Source organism: Pseudomonas protegens CHA0, from assembly GCF_000397205.1.
Lineage (GTDB): Bacteria > Pseudomonadota > Gammaproteobacteria > Pseudomonadales > Pseudomonadaceae > Aquipseudomonas > Aquipseudomonas protegens.
The window spans coordinates 5,695,276-5,712,734 of record NC_021237.1 but is presented as its reverse complement, the minus strand read 5'-3'; the positions used below and the strand labels follow the sequence as shown (position 1 = coordinate 5,712,734).

22 protein-coding genes and 1 pseudogene are annotated in these 17,459 nt (G+C 62.5%); 11 read left to right on the top strand and 12 right to left on the bottom strand.

From position 1 onward, the window contains the following. Positions 1-11: 11 nt before the first annotated feature. From PFLCHA0_RS25470 to PFLCHA0_RS25455, 4 genes are all read right to left on the bottom strand, one after another. Positions 12-947 carry a MerR family transcriptional regulator gene (locus PFLCHA0_RS25470; protein ID WP_015636964.1) on the bottom strand — a complete coding sequence of 312 codons (936 nt, stop codon included), beginning with the start codon at positions 945-947 and terminating at the stop codon, positions 12-14. Positions 948-950: 3 nt separating this feature from the next. After that, on the bottom strand, positions 951-1,901 hold the full coding sequence (locus tag PFLCHA0_RS25465) for a YbgA family protein (RefSeq protein ID WP_015636963.1): 951 nt from the start codon (positions 1,899-1,901) through the stop codon (positions 951-953). 120 nt (positions 1,902-2,021) lie between these two features. After that, positions 2,022-2,237 carry a TIGR02450 family Trp-rich protein gene (locus PFLCHA0_RS25460; RefSeq protein WP_015636962.1) on the bottom strand — a complete coding sequence of 72 codons (216 nt, stop codon included), beginning with the start codon at positions 2,235-2,237 and terminating at the stop codon, positions 2,022-2,024. Beyond that, positions 2,234-3,220 (bottom strand): NAD(P)/FAD-dependent oxidoreductase, encoded by a 987-nt coding sequence (locus PFLCHA0_RS25455; RefSeq protein ID WP_015636961.1) that lies wholly within the window; start codon positions 3,218-3,220, stop codon positions 2,234-2,236. Before PFLCHA0_RS25455 ends, PFLCHA0_RS25460 begins: the two co-directional genes overlap by 4 nt. Positions 3,221-3,414: 194 nt before the next feature. On the opposite strand from PFLCHA0_RS25455, the gene PFLCHA0_RS25450 reads away from it, so the two are divergent. Both PFLCHA0_RS25450 and hemH read left to right on the top strand, forming a co-directional pair. Next, positions 3,415-4,323, top strand: coding sequence for a TIGR01777 family oxidoreductase (locus PFLCHA0_RS25450; protein ID WP_015636960.1), 909 nt, complete (start codon positions 3,415-3,417; stop codon positions 4,321-4,323). Positions 4,324-4,331: 8 nt separating this feature from the next. Beyond that, on the top strand, positions 4,332-5,357 hold the full coding sequence (gene hemH, locus PFLCHA0_RS25445; RefSeq protein WP_015636959.1) for a ferrochelatase: 1,026 nt from the start codon (positions 4,332-4,334) through the stop codon (positions 5,355-5,357). A 58-nt stretch (positions 5,358-5,415) separates the two neighbouring features. On the opposite strand, the gene PFLCHA0_RS25440 is transcribed toward hemH, so the two are convergent. Continuing rightward, entirely contained in the window at positions 5,416-6,690 is a 1,275-nt protein-coding gene (locus PFLCHA0_RS25440; RefSeq protein ID WP_011063387.1) for a uracil-xanthine permease family protein, read from the bottom strand. 2 nt (positions 6,691-6,692) lie between these two features. After that, positions 6,693-7,331: a uracil phosphoribosyltransferase gene (upp, locus tag PFLCHA0_RS25435; protein WP_011063386.1), complete on the bottom strand. Its 639-nt coding sequence runs from the start codon at positions 7,329-7,331 to the stop codon at positions 6,693-6,695. 164 nt (positions 7,332-7,495) lie between these two features. Between upp and PFLCHA0_RS25430 the strand changes: the two genes are divergently transcribed. From PFLCHA0_RS25430 to PFLCHA0_RS25415, 4 genes are all read left to right on the top strand, one after another. Further along, positions 7,496-8,053, top strand: coding sequence for a hypoxanthine-guanine phosphoribosyltransferase (locus PFLCHA0_RS25430; protein WP_011063385.1), 558 nt, complete (start codon positions 7,496-7,498; stop codon positions 8,051-8,053). Positions 8,054-8,056: 3 nt separating this feature from the next. After that, on the top strand, positions 8,057-8,530 hold the full coding sequence (locus PFLCHA0_RS25425) for a WbuC family cupin fold metalloprotein (protein ID WP_011063384.1): 474 nt from the start codon (positions 8,057-8,059) through the stop codon (positions 8,528-8,530). A 99-nt stretch (positions 8,531-8,629) separates the two neighbouring features. Next, the gene (locus PFLCHA0_RS25420) at positions 8,630-9,115 is read left to right on the top strand and encodes a hypothetical protein (protein WP_011063383.1); all 486 of its coding nucleotides are present in this window, start codon (positions 8,630-8,632) and stop codon (positions 9,113-9,115) included. A 63-nt stretch (positions 9,116-9,178) separates the two neighbouring features. Further along, entirely contained in the window at positions 9,179-9,466 is a 288-nt protein-coding gene (locus PFLCHA0_RS25415) for a PA4642 family protein (RefSeq protein ID WP_011063382.1), read from the top strand. 67 nt (positions 9,467-9,533) lie between these two features. Here PFLCHA0_RS25415 and mqo read toward each other — a convergent pair whose 3' ends face one another. Together mqo and PFLCHA0_RS25405 are read right to left on the bottom strand one after the other, a co-directional pair. Further along, on the bottom strand, positions 9,534-11,045 hold the full coding sequence (gene mqo, locus PFLCHA0_RS25410) for a malate dehydrogenase (quinone) (protein WP_011063381.1): 1,512 nt from the start codon (positions 11,043-11,045) through the stop codon (positions 9,534-9,536). Between the two features lie 735 nt (positions 11,046-11,780). Continuing rightward, complete coding sequence (locus PFLCHA0_RS25405; protein WP_015636956.1) at positions 11,781-12,014, bottom strand: hypothetical protein; 234 nt, start codon at positions 12,012-12,014, stop codon at positions 11,781-11,783. A 206-nt stretch (positions 12,015-12,220) separates the two neighbouring features. Between PFLCHA0_RS25405 and PFLCHA0_RS25400 the strand changes: the two genes are divergently transcribed. Further along, entirely contained in the window at positions 12,221-12,805 is a 585-nt protein-coding gene (locus tag PFLCHA0_RS25400; RefSeq protein WP_011063379.1) for a YajG family lipoprotein, read from the top strand. A gap of 88 nt (positions 12,806-12,893) precedes the next feature. Here the strand turns inward: PFLCHA0_RS25400 and PFLCHA0_RS25395 are convergent, their stop codons facing one another. Beyond that, positions 12,894-13,100: a hypothetical protein gene (locus PFLCHA0_RS25395; RefSeq protein ID WP_011063378.1), complete on the bottom strand. Its 207-nt coding sequence runs from the start codon at positions 13,098-13,100 to the stop codon at positions 12,894-12,896. A gap of 189 nt (positions 13,101-13,289) precedes the next feature. On the opposite strand from PFLCHA0_RS25395, the gene PFLCHA0_RS25390 reads away from it, so the two are divergent. Further along, positions 13,290-13,577: a hypothetical protein gene (locus PFLCHA0_RS25390; RefSeq protein WP_015636955.1), complete on the top strand. Its 288-nt coding sequence runs from the start codon at positions 13,290-13,292 to the stop codon at positions 13,575-13,577. A 66-nt stretch (positions 13,578-13,643) separates the two neighbouring features. On the opposite strand, the gene PFLCHA0_RS25385 is transcribed toward PFLCHA0_RS25390, so the two are convergent. Continuing rightward, entirely contained in the window at positions 13,644-14,810 is a 1,167-nt protein-coding gene (locus tag PFLCHA0_RS25385; RefSeq protein WP_015636954.1) for a 1-acyl-sn-glycerol-3-phosphate acyltransferase, read from the bottom strand. A 140-nt stretch (positions 14,811-14,950) separates the two neighbouring features. Here PFLCHA0_RS25385 and PFLCHA0_RS25380 point away from each other — a divergent pair, with 140 nt between their 5' ends. The 3 genes from PFLCHA0_RS25380 to PFLCHA0_RS25370 are packed head-to-tail and all read left to right on the top strand — an operon-like array spanning position 14,951 to position 16,066. Continuing rightward, entirely contained in the window at positions 14,951-15,133 is a 183-nt protein-coding gene (locus tag PFLCHA0_RS25380; RefSeq protein WP_011063375.1) for a CPXCG motif-containing cysteine-rich protein, read from the top strand. A 16-nt stretch (positions 15,134-15,149) separates the two neighbouring features. Continuing rightward, on the top strand, positions 15,150-15,410 hold the full coding sequence (locus PFLCHA0_RS25375) for a putative signal transducing protein (protein WP_011063374.1): 261 nt from the start codon (positions 15,150-15,152) through the stop codon (positions 15,408-15,410). A gap of 35 nt (positions 15,411-15,445) precedes the next feature. Then, positions 15,446-16,066 (top strand): SOS response-associated peptidase, encoded by a 621-nt coding sequence (locus PFLCHA0_RS25370; protein ID WP_011063373.1) that lies wholly within the window; start codon positions 15,446-15,448, stop codon positions 16,064-16,066. Between the two features lie 115 nt (positions 16,067-16,181). Here PFLCHA0_RS25370 and PFLCHA0_RS32450 read toward each other — a convergent pair whose 3' ends face one another. Continuing rightward, the gene (locus PFLCHA0_RS32450; RefSeq protein ID WP_370059449.1) at positions 16,182-16,925 is read right to left on the bottom strand and encodes a methyl-accepting chemotaxis protein; all 744 of its coding nucleotides are present in this window, start codon (positions 16,923-16,925) and stop codon (positions 16,182-16,184) included. Positions 16,926-17,036: 111 nt separating this feature from the next. Continuing rightward, a pseudogene (locus PFLCHA0_RS32445) lies at positions 17,037-17,234 on the bottom strand (HAMP domain-containing protein); the annotation flags it as partial. Between the last annotated feature and the right edge of the window lie 225 nt (positions 17,235-17,459).

Sequence of the window (17,459 nt, the reverse complement as noted above, 5' to 3'; positions counted from 1 at the left end):
TGATTCCCGGTTCAGAAGAGTCCTCGCTCAAGCAGCGCTTGGCAGGCCGTTATCGGGTCCTGGGCCAGGTGCAGATCGGCGATTTCAGAGAGACATACGGACCACTCGGCGGGATGGATGCACACCGCGGGTCCGGCGATGAATTTTTTGCAGTCGATGCCGTTGAGCAGCCTGGGCAACTGCGCAGGGTTGAGGGCCTTGCTTGAATACAGCAGCAGGCCTCGGGCCTGCAGGCGTTCGACGGCCAGGGCCAGTTCGGCGCCGGGCAGTGGCCAGTCGAAGACTTCCACCGGGCAATCGGCGCTGCTGGCCAGCCAGGCGGTCAGCCACAGGTGGGGTTCCAGCGGCAGGTCCGACTGGTTGACCAGCAGCAGCGGTGGGGCCTGCAGCTGTCGATTGTTGTGGTAGATCCGTGCCCCCAGCTTGCTGCGCAGCCAGGAGTAGAAGAACACCTGCTCCATCTGGCTGCCGAACTGACCCTGCCAGCGCTGCTCCAGTTCTGCCAGCAACGGCATCAGCAGGTGCTCGCACAGGGTGCGCGGCGGATACAGGGCCATGGCCTGGTTGAAGGTGTCGTCGACCTTGCGCTCGGCCAGTTGGCTGATCGCCAGGCTCAGGGTCTGGCGCAGGCGCTGCCAGTCGTTCTCGGCCGGTGTGCTGGCGCTTGGGGCGCTGTCCAGCAGGTGCTTGACCTGGCTGACCGCCACCCCGCGATTGAGCCAGGTGAGGATGGTGAGGATTTCCTGCACCTGCTCCTGGGAGTACAGGCGGTGGCCCTTTGGGGTGCGCAGGGGCACGATCAGTCCGTAACGGCGCTCCCAGGCGCGCAGGGTGACGGCGTTGACCCCGGTCTGGCGCGCCACTTCGCGAATCGGCAGCCAGCCTTCATCCAGGGCGCGCCGGTAGTGGGCGCTGTTGTCTTCGGCCTGTTGGTCGAGTGCTTTCATGGCTCAGATCGCGTTGCGCAGGCTGAGGTTTTCCGGGTGCGGTTGCAAATACAACTGCTGGGCGATGTAGGGATCGGGGTGCTGGCGGAAGTGGTGCTTGAGTAGGGTCAGGGGCACCACCAGAGGCACGATGCCGTGACGGTACTGACCAATGACATGCTGCACTTCCTGCTTGTCCGCGCTGCTGATGGCTTGCTTGAGGTAGCCGCTCAGGTGCTGCAGCACATTGCTGTGGGTGCCGCGGGTCGCGCATTTGCTCAGCGCCGCCATCAGCTCGCTGAAATAGCGCGGGCCGATCAGGCTCGGATCGCTCTTGCCCATGCTGCCCAGCAGATTGCCCAGGGTCTTGTACTGCACCGGGTGATGGGCCATCAGCAGGTATTTGCAGCGCGAGTGGAAGTCCGTGAGGGCGCGGCGAGTCAGGCCTTGCTTGAGCAGCGCCTGCCAGTCGCGATAGACGTAGACCCGAGTCAGGAAGTTTTCCCGCAGCACCGGATCGTTCAGGCGCCCGGCTTCTTCCACTGGCAGATCGGGATGTTTCTGACAGAACGCCTGGGCATAGATGCCGCGACCGCCGTTGCGATGGGGAATGCCGTTGGCCTGGTACACCTTGACTCGCTCCAGGCCGCAGGAGGGCGAGTTCTGCATGAAGATGTAGCCGCAGATGTCATCGACCTCGGCCGCCATGCGCTCGCCATATTCGGCCAGGGGCAGAGTGACGTCCAGGCTGGGGTCCACGGTGCCCACGGCCCGCGGCTGCTCGGGGTCGCCGACCAGTCGGATAGGTTCGCGGGGGGTGCCCATGCCGATGGCGACTTCCGGGCACAGGGGCACGAAGTCGAAGTGTTCGGTGAGGACTCGGCTGCACAGCCGGGACTCTTTGTGTCCACCGTTGTAGCGGACTTCCACACCCATCAGGCAGGCGCTGATGGCAATTTTCGGCTTGGCGGACATGCTGCAACCTCCAGGGCTTACCTGTACAAAAACCTAACGTTGTACAACCTGTCTTCATCATAGAATTAAAGTTGTACAAGTCAAATTTTTTGTATAGGTATTGCCCTGCGGTTGCGCCGGTTACCGCCAGCCCATTCGCCACTCGCTGTCGTTTTGGAGGGTTTGCCAGCTCAATCGCTGGCAGCGTCGGGTGAGCACCGCTTGCAGTTCGATGTCCAGCACGGTGCCTTCTTCATCGCAGAAGAGTTCGGTAACCAGAAAGTGCTTTTCGCGGCGCTGCGGATGGGCTGCCGTCCATTTCGACAGCAGCAGTTTGCGTGGGTTGAGTCGATTCACTGCAGGCTCTCGTGCAGCCGGCGTGCGGCCTCCTGGCCACTGAGCCAGGCGCCTTCGACCCGACCGGAGAGGCACCAGTCGCCGCATGCATACAGCCCCAGGTCGGCGTCGGCCAGGGCGCCCCATTCATGGCTGGTGGCCGGGCGGGCGTAGAGCCAGCGATGGGCCAGGCTGAAGGTCGGGGCGGGCATGACGCTGTGCAGCAGCTCGGCGAAGGCCCCGTGCAATTGTTCGGTCACGGCCTCCTTGGAAAGGTCGATGTGCTGCCGACTCCAGGCGCTGGTGGCATGCAGGACCCAGGTGTCGAGGTGGCTGTCGCGCCCGGGCTTGCTGCGGTTGCGGGCCAGCCAGTCCAGCGGGCTGTCCTGCACGAAGCAGCCTTCCATGGGGGTTTCCAGAGGGGTATCGAAGGCCAGGGCGACGGCCCAGGTCGGGTCCATTTTCACCCCGGCGGCGACGCCTGCAAGCTTCGGTGCGGCGGCCAGGAGGGCGGTGGCCTGTGGCGCTGGCGTGGCGATCACGACGTGGCTGAAAGGGCCGTGGGTGAAACCTTCGGCGTCCTGCAGATGCCAATGCTGTTCGCCGCGGAAGACTTCGGTGATGCGGCAGGCGAAGTGGGCCTCTAGGTCGCCGATCAGCGCGCGGGTGATGGCGCTCATGCGGGGAGTGCCGACCCAACGGGTCTGTTCATCCGGCGAGGGGCTGAGCTGGCCGCCGTGGGAGTTGTAGAGTTGTGGCGTCCATTCGGCGACCCAGCCCTTGGCTTGCCAGCGCTGGACTTCGGTGACGAAACGACGGTCGCGGGCGGTAAAGTACTGGGCCCCCAGGTCTAGGCTGCCGGCATCGCTGCGTTTGCTCGACATGCGCCCGCCGCTGCCGCGGCTTTTGTCGAAAAGGTGGACGGTATGCCCGGCATCTCGTAGCGCCTGGGCGGCGGAGAGTCCGGCGATGCCGGTACCAATGATTGCGATGGGTACTGTCATAGGGGCCTCGTTTACCTTTCTGTACAGATTACGCCGCCGCCAAAACCTGTACAATATTGTTTTTTGGTATAGCTTTCGGCGTCATCGGTTGTTCAGGTTGTCTATCGTTAAAACACAGCCTGTCCGATTGAAAAGATCCCTGCTTATAAAAATAGACTAGTGATTCGGGTAAAACGCCACGCGAGGAAGATGTCATGCATATATTGCTGACCGGCGGTACTGGTTTGATCGGGCGTGCCCTGTGTCGTCACTGGCAGGCCCAGGGTCACCAGTTGAGTGTATGGACTCGCCAACCCGATAAGGTTGCCGCCCTGTGCGGTCCCCAGGTGCGGGCTGTCAAGGCGTTGCAAGAGCTGGACCAGATCCCGGTGGACGCGGTGATCAACCTGGCCGGGGCGCCGATCGCCGATCGGCCCTGGAGCCACAAGCGCAAGGCGCTGCTGTGGCACAGCCGCATTGCCCTGACTGAAACCCTGCTGGCCTGGCTCGAAAGCCGCGAACACAAACCCGGTGTGCTGGTGTCGGGCTCGGCGGTGGGCTGGTACGGCGACGGTGGCGAACGGGAGCTGAGCGAGGATTCGCCCCCGGTCAACGAGGACTTTGCCAGCCAGTTGTGCATTGCCTGGGAAGAAACTGCCCAGCGCGCCGAAGCCATGGGCGTGCGTGTGGTGCTGGTGCGCACCGGTTTGGTGCTGTCGCCCGAGGGCGGCTTTTTGTCGCGCCTGCTGCTGCCCTTCAAGCTGGGGCTGGGCGGGCCGATCGGCAACGGCCGACAATGGATGCCGTGGATTCATATCGACGATCAAATCGCCCTGATTGATTTTCTTGTGCATCAGCCTGGGGCGCAGGGTCCTTATAATGCCTGCGCGCCAAAACCGGTGCGCAACCGCGAGTTCGCCAAGACCTTGGGGCGGGTGCTGCACCGACCCGCACTAATACCGCTGCCGGCGTTTTTCCTGCGCCTGGCCTTGGGTGAATTGTCGTTGCTGTTGCTGGGAGGCCAGCGTGCCGTTCCCGCGCGGTTGCTGGAAGCGGGTTTCACTTTCCAGTTCACTGATTTGCCTGCGGCCCTGGACGCCTGTGTCCAGCCGCCTCTGAAATAGGACGTTGCATGACCGATCACGCGTTGCTCCTGGTCAACCTGGGTTCGCCGGCTTCCACTTCGGTGGCGGACGTGCGCAGCTACCTCAACCAATTCCTCATGGACCCTTATGTGATCGACCTGCCCTGGCCGGTTCGACGCTTGCTGGTGTCGCTGATCCTGATCAAGCGGCCAGAGCAATCGGCCCATGCCTACGCGTCGATCTGGTGGGAAGAGGGTTCGCCGCTGGTGGTGCTCAGCCGGCGTCTGCAGAAGGTAATGAGCGAGCAGTGGAAGCAGGGGCCGGTCGAGCTGGCGATGCGTTATGGCGAACCTTCGATCGAGTCGGCGCTGCTCAAGCTGGTGGCACAGGGACAGAAGAAGATTACCCTGGCACCACTTTACCCACAGTTCGCCGACAGCACGGTGACCACCGTGATCGAAGAGGCCAGGCGCGTGGTGCGCGAGCGCAAGCTGGACGTGCAATTCAGCGTGCTACAGCCGTTCTACGATCAGCCTGAGTACATCCAGGCCCTGGCGGCCAGCGCCAAGCCATACCTGGCCCGGGAGCATGATCATCTGTTGCTCAGCTTTCACGGCCTGCCGGAACGCCACCTGACCAAGCTCGACCCGACCGGCCAGCATTGCTTCAAGGACGCCGACTGTTGCCGCAATGCTTCGCCGGCGGTGCTGGCCACCTGTTACCGCGCCCAGTGCATGCGCACCGCATCGGCTTTGGCCGAGCACTTGGGATTGGCGGATGGCACCTGGTCGGTGTCGTTCCAGTCTCGTCTGGGACGGGCCAAGTGGATCGAGCCCTACACCGAGGCGCGGCTTGATGAATTGGCCAAGCAGGGAGTAAAGAAAGTCATGGTGATGTGCCCGGCATTTGTCGCCGACTGCATCGAAACCCTGGAGGAGATCGGTGATCGCGGTCGCGAGCAGTTTCGCGAGGCGGGAGGGGAGGACCTGGTGTTGATCCCTTGCCTGAATGACGACCCACAATGGGCCAAGGCCTTGAACGCCTTGTGCGAGCGAGCGCCGCTGGCGTTGTAAATAGCTTCGCCGGCAAGCCGGCTCCTGCGTGGGAGACAGCTTGCCGGCGAAGGGTTCTCTAGATCAAAGGCTCATCGGCCTTCTTGTTTTTCCAGCCGTCGTTCCCCGGCAGTACCAGGTTCAGCACGATGGCGACAACGGCGCACAGGGCGATGCCCTTGAGGCCGAAATCATCCGGACCGGTACCGGTTCCCACCAGCACGCCGCCAATGCCGAACACCAGGGTCACCGAGACGATCACCAGGTTGCGGGCTTCGCCCAGGTCGATCTTGTGGCGGATCAGGGTATTCATCCCCACCGCGGCGATCGAGCCGAACAGCAGGCAGAGAATCCCGCCCATCACTGGCACCGGGATGCTTTGCAGCAGCGCGCCGAACTTGCCGATAAAGGCCAGGGTGATGGCGAAGACCGCCGCCCAGGTCATGATTTTCGGGTTGTAGTTCTTGGTCAGCATCACCGCGCCAGTGACTTCGGCGTAGGTGGTGTTGGGCGGCCCGCCGAACAGGCCGGCAGCGGTGGTGGCGATGCCGTCACCGAACAGGGTGCGGTGCAGGCCGGGCTTCTTCAGGTAGTCGCGGCCGGTGACGCTGCCGACCGCAATCACGCCACCGATGTGCTCGATGGCCGGTGCCAGGGCGACCGGGACGATGAACAGGATCGCCTGCCAGTTGAACTCCGGTGCGGTGAAGTGCGGCAGCGCCAGCCAGGGGGCGGCGGCGATCTTCGCGGTGTCCACCACGCCGAAGTAGAACGACAGGGCAAACCCCACCAGCACGCCGGAAATGATCGGCACCAGGCGAAAGATGCCTTTGCCGAACACCGCGACGATCAGGGTGGTGAGCAGCGCGGGCATCGAGATCATCATCGCCGTCTGGTAATGAATCAGCTCGCTGCCGTCACCGGCCTTGCCCATGGCCATGTTGGCGGCGATGGGGGCCATGGCCAGGCCGATGGAAATGATCACCGGGCCAATGACCACCGGCGGCAACAGGCGGTCGATGAAACCGGTGCCCTTGATCTTCACGGCCAGGCCGAGGAAGGTGTAGACGAAGCCCGCCGCCATTACCCCGCCCATGGTCGCCGCGAGGCCGAACTGGCCCTTGGCGAGAATGATCGGGGTGATGAAGGCAAAGCTCGACGCCAGGAAGACCGGCACCTGGCGCCCGGTCACCACCTGGAACAACAGAGTCCCGAGACCCGCCGTGAACAGCGCCACGTTCGGGTCGAGACCGGTGATCAGCGGCATCAACACCAGGGCACCGAAGGCCACGAAGAGCATCTGGGCGCCAGACAGTACCTGGCGCCAGAGCGGATCGTTGAACTCGTCCTGCATGATCAGGAATCCTTCTGCTTGGTGCCGAAGATCTTGTCACCGGCATCACCCAGGCCAGGAATGATGTAGCCATGCTCGTTGAGCTTCTGATCGATGGAAGCGGTGTAGATGGTCACGTCCGGGTGCGCCTGCTCGACGGCGGCGATGCCCTCGGGGGCGGCCACCAGGACCATGGCGCGGATGTCACGGCAGCCGGCCTTTTTCAACAGGTCGATGGTGGCGACCATGGAACTGCCGGTGGCCAGCATCGGGTCGATGATCATCGCCAGGCGCTCGTCGATTTCCGGTACCAGTTTTTCCAGGTAAGTGTGGGCTTGCAGGGTTTCCTCATTGCGCGCCACGCCTACGGCGCTGACCTTGGCGCCCGGGATCAGGCTCAGCACGCCTTCGAGCATGCCGATGCCGGCACGCAGGATCGGTACCACGGTAATCTTCTTGCCGGCGATCTTCTCGACCTGGACAGGGCCGCACCAGCCTGGAATCTCGTAGCTTTCCAGGGGCAGGTCTTTGGTGGCTTCGTACGTCAGCAGGGCACCGACTTCCTGAGCGAGCTCGCGAAAGTTCTTCGTGCTAATGTCTGCGCGGCGCATAAGGCCAAGTTTGTGTCGGATCAGCGGATGGCGGATCTCACGGATGGGCATAGGGAAAGGCTCCGGCGGCGGGCAAAAAAAACGGCCTAGATTAATCTATCCGGGGTTGTTGTCCTATAGACATAAAGTACGTTAGTCCAGAAACGCTTGATCTGACCGGGCCGGATGCGTACCTTTGCCCGCTTTTCCGAAACTGCCACCCCTTGGAGAGCGCCATGTCCGCTGATCTCGAGCATATCCGTCAAATCATGCGCGAGGCTGACTGCCTGTACACCGAAGCTGAAGTCGAGGCGGCCATCGCCCGGGTCGGTGCACAAATCACTGAAGAACTGGCTGAGCGCAATCCGGTGGTGTTCTGCGTCATGAACGGTGGCCTGATCTTCGCGGGCAAGCTGCTGACCCACCTGCGCTTTCCCCTGGAAGCCTCCTACCTGCACGCTACCCGCTACCGCAACGAAACCAGCGGCGGTGAGCTGTTCTGGAAGTCCAAGCCGGAAGTCTCCTTTATCGACCGCGACGTGCTGATCATCGACGACATCCTCGATGAAGGTCACACCCTGGGCGCGATCATCGACTTCTGCAAACACGCCGGCGCCCGCGCCGTGCACACGGCCGTGCTGATCGACAAGGACCACGACCGCAAGGCCCGTCCGGACCTCAAGGCCGACTACATGGGCCTGCCTTGCGTGGACCGCTACGTGTTCGGCTACGGCATGGACTACAAGGGCTACTGGCGTAACGCTGCCGGCATCTATGCCGTCAAGGGCATGTAAGCGATGACCGGGCCGAGCTTTCTCGATCAAGCGTTGTTCAGCGACCTGGCTGAGAAAGCCGCGGCCAACCCCCGCGGTCGTCAGCACCACAACTTCCATGCCATGGAAGAGCCTTGCCACCGGATGGCGGTGGGGCTGCAACCCTCCACTTATGTTCCGCCGCATCGCCACCTGAGCGCTGACAAGGCCGAGACCCTGCTGGTGCTCAAGGGGCGCCTGGGCGTGCTGATTTTCGATGAAGCGGGCCAGGTCCAGGGCAAGCGGGTGCTGCAGGCCGGCGGCGACTGCGTCGGTGTGGACTTGCCGGCCGGGGTTTTCCACGGCCTGGTGGTGCTGGAGCCCGACAGCCTGATGTTCGAATGCAAGGCCGGCCCTTATCGCCCAGTGGGCGAGGGTGAGCAGGCCAGTTGGGCGCCCCGTGAAGGCGAGCCCGGCGTGGCCGAATACCAGGCCTGGATGCGCGCCCAGTTCGACTGAACAGGCCCGCGCCCGTGACAGCGGCCTACCGTCGGTAACGGTGCAAGATTTGCGGTAAAAACCCGTGCTAGAGTGCTCGGCCCTTGTCTGGAGCCTGTCATGAGCCTGTTGATTCGCAGTAGCGCGGCCCTTCTTCTGTGCTTGAGCCTGCCCTTGGCAGCCGCCCCGGCCCCCTTGCACGGGCAGTTCCTGCCTCCCGATGATCTGACCCTGCGCGACAGCGTTCCGCAACAGCAGCAGTTGTTGCAGGTCACCGAGTATTCGGTGGTGATCGGCAGCCAGCGCCAATCGAACCAGCAACCGATTCCCGTGACTTCGCCAGTGTGGGTGCGGCTCAAGGGCAAGCCGTTGAACAAGGGCGCCACCATCAGCCAGGTGCTGGTGAACTTCGACGGTGAAAGCAAAAGCCTGAAAAAGCCGCAGTTCGATGCCAAGACCCGGACCCTGACCCTGTATTACCCGCTGGCCCAGTACCGTGCGGTGATGGACCTGTTGCGCAACGACACGGTGTATTGCCAGTTCCTCAGCTATGCCAACGGGCACATCTGGGCTGACCTGCATACCGGCAGCGTGCGTTCGCGTTGAGGCCATATGCGGGCTGGGGGTAAACTGCCCGCCCCGTGAAATGTCTGCGAGCTGGAGTCGGCAATGCGTAAAGATAAGAAACAAGTGATTGGTGACGAGATCAGCGACGAGCAGATCAAGTTGTTCCTCGATTTCGAGCCGGTCGATGCAACTTCGCCGTCCCTGCACAAGCTGATCAAGGCCTATCGTGGCCTGCGCATCGATGATTTCGAACGCTTCCTGACCTTCTTCGTCGAGGCCGGTTTCGACCTGGATGGCAAGGATGAGCACGGCCAGACCTTCGTCGACCTGATCCGTGATCAGCGCAACGCCGCCGACTACATCGAGCTGATGGACAACGCCCGCGGCTGATCTTCTCGCCAGGCATAAAAAAACGCCCCGTCCTGCGAAGGACGGGGCGTTTTTCATTCAGCGCGGATCAGATGCAGCTTTCGGTTTCCTTGCTTGGCTCGACCAGCTCCAGGCTCAGGTTGTTTTCGCTGTTGATCTGGTGGTACAGCGTTGCGTCGGTTTCCAGGACCTTTTCCCGTGCCGGGAAGATTTCCTTGAGCTTGGCAGCCCATTCGCCGCTGGCCTTGGCCGGGAAGCAGCGCTCGATCAGCTCCAGCATGATCGAAACGGTCACCGAGGCACCTGGCGAGGCGCCGAGCAGGGCGGCCAGAGAGCCGTCCTTGGCGGCCACCAGTTCGGTACCGAACTGCAGGATGCCGCCTTTCTTCGGATCCTTCTTGATGATCTGCACCCGCTGGCCGGCCACCTCCAGGCGCCAGTCCTCGGCCTTGGCCTCGGGGTAGAAGCGGCGCAGGGATTCCAGGCGCTGCTCCATGGACTGCATGACTTCGCTGACCAGGTACTTGGTCAGGTCCATGTTGTCCCGGGCCACGGCCAGCATCGGGCCGATGTTGCCGGCGCGTACCGACATCGGCAGGTCGAGGAACGAGCCGTGCTTGAGGAACTTGGTGGTAAAGCCGGCATAAGGCCCGAACAGCAGGGACTTCTTGCCTTCGACCACGCGGGTGTCCAGGTGCGGCACGGACATTGGTGGCGAGCCCACGGCCGCCTGGCTGTAGACCTTGGCCTGGTGCTGCTTGACCACTTCCGGGTTGTCGCAACGCAGCCACTGGCCGCTCACCGGGAAACCGCCGAAGCCCTTGCTTTCCTCGATGCCCGAGGCCTGCAGCAGGGGCAGGGCCGCGCCACCGGCGCCGAGGAACACGAACTTGGCGTCGACTTCGCGGGTACTGCCGCTGTTGACGTCCTTGATGCTCACGGTCCAGCCGTTGGCCTTGTTGCGCTTGAGGCCAGTGACACGCTTGCAGTACTTGACCTGGGCATCGGGAGCGCTGGTCAGGTGCTTGAGCAACTGGTTGGTCAGGGCGCCGAAGTTGACGTCGGTACCGTTGAGCACGCGAGTGGCGGCGATGGTTTCGTCCGCTGGGCGGCCCGGCATCATCAGCGGCATCCACTCGGCCATCTTGGCCTTGTCTTCGGTGTATTCCATGTCCGCGAAGGCATGGTGCTGGCTCAGTACTTCAAAGCGCTTCTTGAGGAAGGAAACGCCTTTTTCGCCCTGTACGAAGCTCAGGTGCGGCACGGGGCTGATGAAGGACTTGGACGAGCCGAAGGTGCCTTTCTTGGTCAGGTAGGACCAGAACTGCTTCGACACCTCGAACTGGGTGTTGATGTGCACGGCTTTCTTGATGTCGATGCTGCCATCGGCGGCCTGTGGCGTGTAGTTCAGCTCACAGAGGCCGGCGTGGCCGGTACCGGCGTTGTTCCACGGGTTGGAACTTTCCGCGGCACCCGAATCCATCAGCTCGACGACTTCCAGCTTGATCGCGGGGTCGAGCTCTTTGAGCAGTACAGCAAGGGTGGCACTCATGATGCCGGCCCCGACCAATACGACGTCTACTGCTTCGTTATGCGCCATTAACGCGTCTCCAAAATCTGCAGCACCAAATTGACGGCATGGCTGCCAGGAGTGACGGGGCGGTTCACGTAATGCCCCAGGTTACCCATGGCCAGGATCGCCATGTCCGAATCTTCGCAATTTTTTGCAACTACCACGGACGCTGCCAACCGGGCCTCAAGGTGCGTATGAACGCATCTCGGGGAGCCTCGGGCAATTCGACTTATGGTCGATACATCCGCTCGTGCAACCAAATCCGTCAGCGGACAGGCTTCAAGCACCAGTTCTTGAGGAGTGCTCGGTCCTGTGTAATCGGGCTGTTGTAGAGGCCAATGGTGCCAGTTCAGACGCAAAACTATTCATTTGCTCGCCACACTCTTGTGAAGTTGTGAAAACCCGTTTTTTCACGCTCTTTTGAAGACGTGAACCTCAAAAAAGGGCTGCCTCAGCCTGGCACCTGGCCCGCGCGGTGATGCCGGCAAAGGATGCGGGCACGACGGGCAAACAGCTTTAAGTGGCCGAGCAACGGCAGCTCTGCAGTTTCGCGAAAAGTGGAGGTTTGCAAGGTGAACAGCAAGCACGCCAGCTTCACTCGAACTGTGTGGGCGGCTCTCTGTGGGCGGTGCGGGGTGCCAAAGCAGTGGCGTTGGCGGTACTGCGAGGCCCGATCAGGAGACGTCCTTATAATCGGGGGGAGATTGTAACGAAGAAATGCGCAGAAATGATCCTGTTTCGCGACTTTTATTAGGCTTTTGGTCAGGTGGCCAGTATCGGTTGCACCCGGGAGCGAGCGCAGCGCGGGCTGACCCGGGCGCTGGCGGGCAGCGCCTGGTGCAACCAGTTCAGGCGAATTTCCTGGATTTCCACCCAGCCATCGCCTACCGGGGCCAGCAGGCAGTGCTTGAAGGCCTGGCAACGTCCCTGGTTGTCCAGCAGGGCGAAGCTGCGAAACTGTTGACGGGGGGCGAACAGGGAACGGAGGAAGTTCATGACCAGGTACCTGAATGTGTCATTGACGATAAGAATGCCCTTGAGCCGTTACATCATGATGTATTGCCAGTGAACGGCAGGTTACAGGAACCCGGTTGTACGGGACCTGTCTGAGTCTTGACTAAGTCATGCCTGGCGCTGGTTTGCCGTCCTTGTGCACCGCTATACTGCGGGCCTGTTTGTGCCTGATTCCTGGAGAGATGAGCATGTTGCAACGCCTGTTGTTCGGTTTGATCACTGTGACCAGCCTGTCGCTGGTGGGTTGCGCCCACAGCCCGCAACAACTGAGCCCGGAGCCCAAGCTCACTGCCCAGCTGGCGCCTGTCGGCCATGGCCAGCCGGTGGTGGTGAAAGTGGTTGATGGACGTCCTTCGCCGACCCTGGGCACCCGTGGCGGCCTGTACCCGGAAACCAGTGCCATCACCGTGCAGAGCGCGCAGATCCTGCCCAAGCTGCAGGCCCAGGCCGAAGCCGCAGTGCGCCTGCTGGGCTTTACCCCGACCGCCGGTGGCGCCAACGCCCCTCAGTTGACCGTGACCCTGGCCGAGCTCAAGTACCAGTCGCCTAAAGAAGGCCTGTACGTGACCGAGGCCACCATCGGTGCCACCTTCCGCTCGGATGTGCAGAACGCCAACCGTCGTTACAGCGGCCGTTACGGTGCTTCCCTGGACCAGCGTTTCGGCATGGCGCCGAACCAGGACACCAATACCAAGCTGGTGGGTGATGTGCTCAGCGATGCCCTGACCCGTCTGTTCAAGGATCCGACCGTGGGCCAGATCCTCGGCGAGTAACCCGCGCCTGGCCGGGGTTTGAGCCCTGGCCAAGCAACGAAAAAGCCCGGCTGCCTGATGGCGCGCCGGGCTTTTTTATGGGCGCGGATCAGGCCGCCTCGACGTAGAAGTCCAGCATACTGACGCCCGTCAGCAGGTCTGTTTCCGGCAGGTCCGCGTGCTGGTGCCCGCCCAGGGCGCAATACACCAGCCAGTGCCGGTCCTGCACGTTGAACGCCAGGGCGCCCACCAGCGCCTGCTGTTCCTCACTGGGGGCGATCAGGTAAAGGCGGTCCTGGTTTTCGGCGTGCAGCATGACAAGCTCCGTGGGTTTCGAGGGGCGACAGACTGGCTTGTTTAGATGACGAAAAGATGACGCTTTAAATTAATGGACCGGCGTCTCGTTACTGGTCGGAAAGCCCCCCGCGTTTTGTCGGGGATTGAGTAGAATCCGCGCCGCGGGTGCACTCGACGGCCCGTATACGGCTTTCCTCCGAGGTTCATGATGTCGCTGCAACTGATCTGGTCGATGTTCAACGCCCATCCCGCCAAACTGATTAATCTGCTTGCCCTGCTGTTCGCCTGCCCAGGCAGCTGGCTGCTGCACGCCACCCGTCGTCGTGAACTGCGGGCCCTGGCCAATCTGGCCGTGCAGAGCGAGGGACGGGCGGTGGATCAGCCGCTGCTGATGCTGGATCCCGCAACCTTGCGCATCAATAGGTTTTTCTACCGCTTCGGCTTCGCCTGCCTTGGCCTGGCGTTGCTGGTGTCCTGGATCAGCACCCGGTTCTGATCAACCCCCAGGTTGCAGAAACGACAACGGCGCCCGCAGGCGCCGTTGTGCTTTCCAGTCCGGCCGTTACAGCGCCAGACCGGCCTTGACCCGATACTGGTTGCGCACCGGATTGGCGTATTGCAGTACCAGGTACGGCCGGTGTTCTGCCGGGCAGGCATCCAGCCGGCGCTGCCACTCCTGTTCGGCCTTGGCCAGCTCCTGGGCCGGGAAGACCTCGGCGGCCGTTGGCACCTGCAGTTGTGGATCGGCATCGCTCCACTGGGCATAGGCCAGGTAGTGCACCGGGAACAGGCGGTAGCCGCCGAGGATCTGCCGGTCCATTTCCATGGCCAGTTGCTTGGTGTCCTCGAAGGATTCGCTGATGGGCGCGGCGAAGTTCACGTGGACCCGGCCTTTATAGCCGGTGATGCCCTTGGCGATGCTCACGTCATCCTCGCCTGGTGCCTTGGTATAGGTGCCGGTGGTGGCGCGGATGTACAGCTCGCGGGCCTTGGCCTGGTCGCAGGGGTCGTATTCGTAGCTGATGGACACCGGTGTCAGGTTCAACGACTGGATGACCTCGCCGAACGGCTCGTCCTTGCGGCTCATGTGGAACATCTTGAGGATCGCCGACTCGGTGCGATCGTCGCCATCCTTGGCCCGGCCCTCGGCCTGGGCGATCCAGATCGACTGGCCGTCGTTGCGGATCGAGTGGTTGATATAGGCCGACAGCAGCTGGTAGGCCGCGAGCTTTTCCCGGCGACCGCTGATGGAACGGTGCACGATGAAACTCTTGTTCAGGCGCATCAAGTCGCTGACAAACGGCTTCTGCAGCAGGTTGTCGCCAATGGCGATGCGTGGCGTCGGCAGGCCGGCGTGGTACACCGCGTAGTTGACGAAGGCCGGGTCCATGACGATGTCGCGGTGGTTGGCCAGGAACACATAGGCGGTGCCCGACTTGAACTGCTCGACGCCGGTGTAGGTCACGCCGTCGGTGGCCCGCTCGATGGTGTGGTCGACGTAGAATTCGACCTTGTCCTGCAGGGTGGCCACCGAAGTGACCCCGGCAAACTCACGGCGCAGGCGGTGAGCGATCAGGGGTTTGAGCAGCCAGCCGAAAGTCTTGGCAAAACGCGGGAAGCGAAAGTGGGTGAGGATATCTAGAAACGCCTTGTCACCGAGCAGCCGGGCCAGCACCGCTGGTACTTCGCTGTCGTGGTAAGGTCGGATGGCATCGAATTCGCCCATCATGCTCTCTTGTTAGAAACGGCTAGGGTAAGAAAAGGTTCGGATCGAAAAAAAGCCGGGCACGGTCTGAAAATTCAGCTCAAACAAAAAAAGCCCTGCAAATAGACCGGCGATTATACGCATAAGTCACTCTGGAGACGGCGATGCTGGAAACCGACCATTATCAGTGCCCTTACTGTGGCGAACAGGCAGAGGCGGTGCTGGACCTGTCTGGCGGCGACCAGACCTATATCGAAGACTGCCCGGTGTGCTGCCGGCCCATTGTATTCACCCTGCAAACCGACGGTCGGGAATGGATGCTCGACGTTCACAGTGAAAACGACTGAATGGGGAGTGGCCCTTATGCAGCGCATCTACGAGCCGGAAAACCTGCTGGAAGGCGAGTTGCTCCAGTGCATGCTGGCCAGCGAGGGGATCGAGGCCCATCTGCAGGGGCGCGATCTGTTGGGCGGGGCAGGGGAGCTGCCGCTGTTCGGGCTGCTGGGGCTGTCGGTGGAAAACCACCAGGCGCAACAGGCGCGAGAGCTGATCGCTGCGTACAATGCGGCCCTGCCGTTGCCCTTTGATGAACCGGACAATTTTGCCGGGGTGCTGGTCTGTTAGGCTGAGCGCCGATTTGCCGAGAGTTGTATTGCCCCATGTGTGGACGTTATGCCCTGTTTCGCTGGAACCCCGCGTTTGCCGCCTTGCCGGGATTTCCCGCCGACCAGAAGGCGCAGTGGAACATCTCGCCCAATGATTCGGTGCTGATCCAGCGCGCGGAAAACGGCCAGCGCACCCTGGCCCGGGCCCGCTGGGGGCTGACACCGCCGTGGCTCACGGACCTTTCCCGGACGCCCGCCCATGCCCGGGCGGAAACCCTGGCGGAGCAGCCGATGTTTCGCCAGGCCTTTCGCGAGCGGCGCTGCCTGCTGCCGGCCAATGGTTTCTACGAATGGCGCGGCGGCACCCGCAAGCGCCCCTACTGGCTGACGCCGGGGGAAGGTTCGTCGATCTTTTTTGCCGCGATATGGGAGGCCTACCCGGTGCAGGAGCAGGTCTGGCTGAGCACTGCAGTGGTAACCCAGGCGGCTTCCAATCTGCGTCGCCCGCTGATCCTCGATGCCGCCGGCCAGCAAGCCTGGCTCGATCCCGAGACCCCCTTGCATGCCCTGCAAGCCTTGCTGGCCAGCCCGCCGGCAGCCCTGCGCGAGCGGGTCCTGGCCAACCTGGTCAATGACCCCAAGCTCAACGGCCCCGAGTGCCTGACCCCCGCCTGAAGCATCAACTGCAGGAGCTGGCTGCAGGAGCTGGCTTGCCAGCGAAGAGGCCCCCTGGTTTGCTGTCCAAGCCAGGATCGCTTTCGCCGGCAAGCCGGCTCCTACAGGTCCGTGATTAGACTTTGAACTGGTTGATCAGGCGTCGTTGCTGTTCGGCGAGCTTGGTCAGCCCGGCGCTGGCCGCACTGGACTCATCGGCGCCGCCCGCCACTTCATTGGCCACCTGGCCGATATTGATCACATTGCGGTTGATGTCCTCGGCCACCGCGCTCTGCTCCTCGGCGGCGCTGGCGATCTGGGTGTTCATGTCGTTGATCACCGACACCGCTTGGGTGATGGTTTCCAGGGCCTGGGCCGCCTTGGCCGCGTGCTCCACACTCTGGTCGGTCTTGTGCTGGCTGTCCTCCATCACCCGCACCACTTCCCGGGTGCCCTGTTGCAGTTGCTGGATCATCGACTGGATTTCTTCGGTGGCCTGCTGGGTTTTCTGCGCCAGGTTGCGCACCTCGTCGGCAACCACCGCAAAGCCCCTGCCTTGCTCGCCGGCCCGGGCCGCCTCGATTGCCGCGTTAAGCGCCAGCAGGTTGGTCTGCTCGGCAATCCCGCGAATGGCGATGAGGATGGCGTTGATGTTCTCGCTGTCCTTGGCGAGGGTCTGCACCACGCCCACCGCACGGCCGATTTCCTCGGCCAGGGCGCCGATGGCGCTGGAGGTGTCGCGCACGATCTGCATGCCCTGGCTTGCGGCCTGGTCGGCGTGGCTGGCGGCTTGCGCGGCCTGGGTGGCATTGCGCGCGACGTCCTGGGCAGTGGCGGTCATTTCGTGCACCGCGGTGGCTACCTGATCGATTTCAACCATTTGCTTGTGCACGCCCTGGTTGGTGCGAATGGCGATGTCTGCGGTGTGTTCCGAAGAATCGCTGACGCTCTGAACCGAGGTCACCACTTGGCTGATCATCGCCTGCAGCTTGGCCAAAAAGGTGTTGAAGCCTTTGGCGATGGAGCCCAGCTCGTCAGCGCGATCGCTGGTCAGGCGTCGGGTCAGGTCGCCTTCGCCCTGAGCGATGTCGTCGAGCATTGCCACCATCTGCCGCAGCGGCCGGGCAATGCCGTGGCCCACCAGCCAGATCACCAGCAAGCCGAGGCCGGCAATCACCAGCCCGACCATGGCCATGCCGAAGGTGTCGGCCTTGCGTTGTTCGGCCAGGTCACCTTGCAGTTTGTCGAGGTCGGCCATCACCGCGCTCAGCGGCAGTTGCAGCATCAGGGTCCAGTGCGCATCGGTCTGGCCGATGCCGAAGGGCAGGTACAGGCTGATGGTGCCGTTGGCCTGGTCGACGTCGTAGGTCACTTCGCCGCGCTTGAGGCTGGACAGCTTGGTCAGTGCATCACT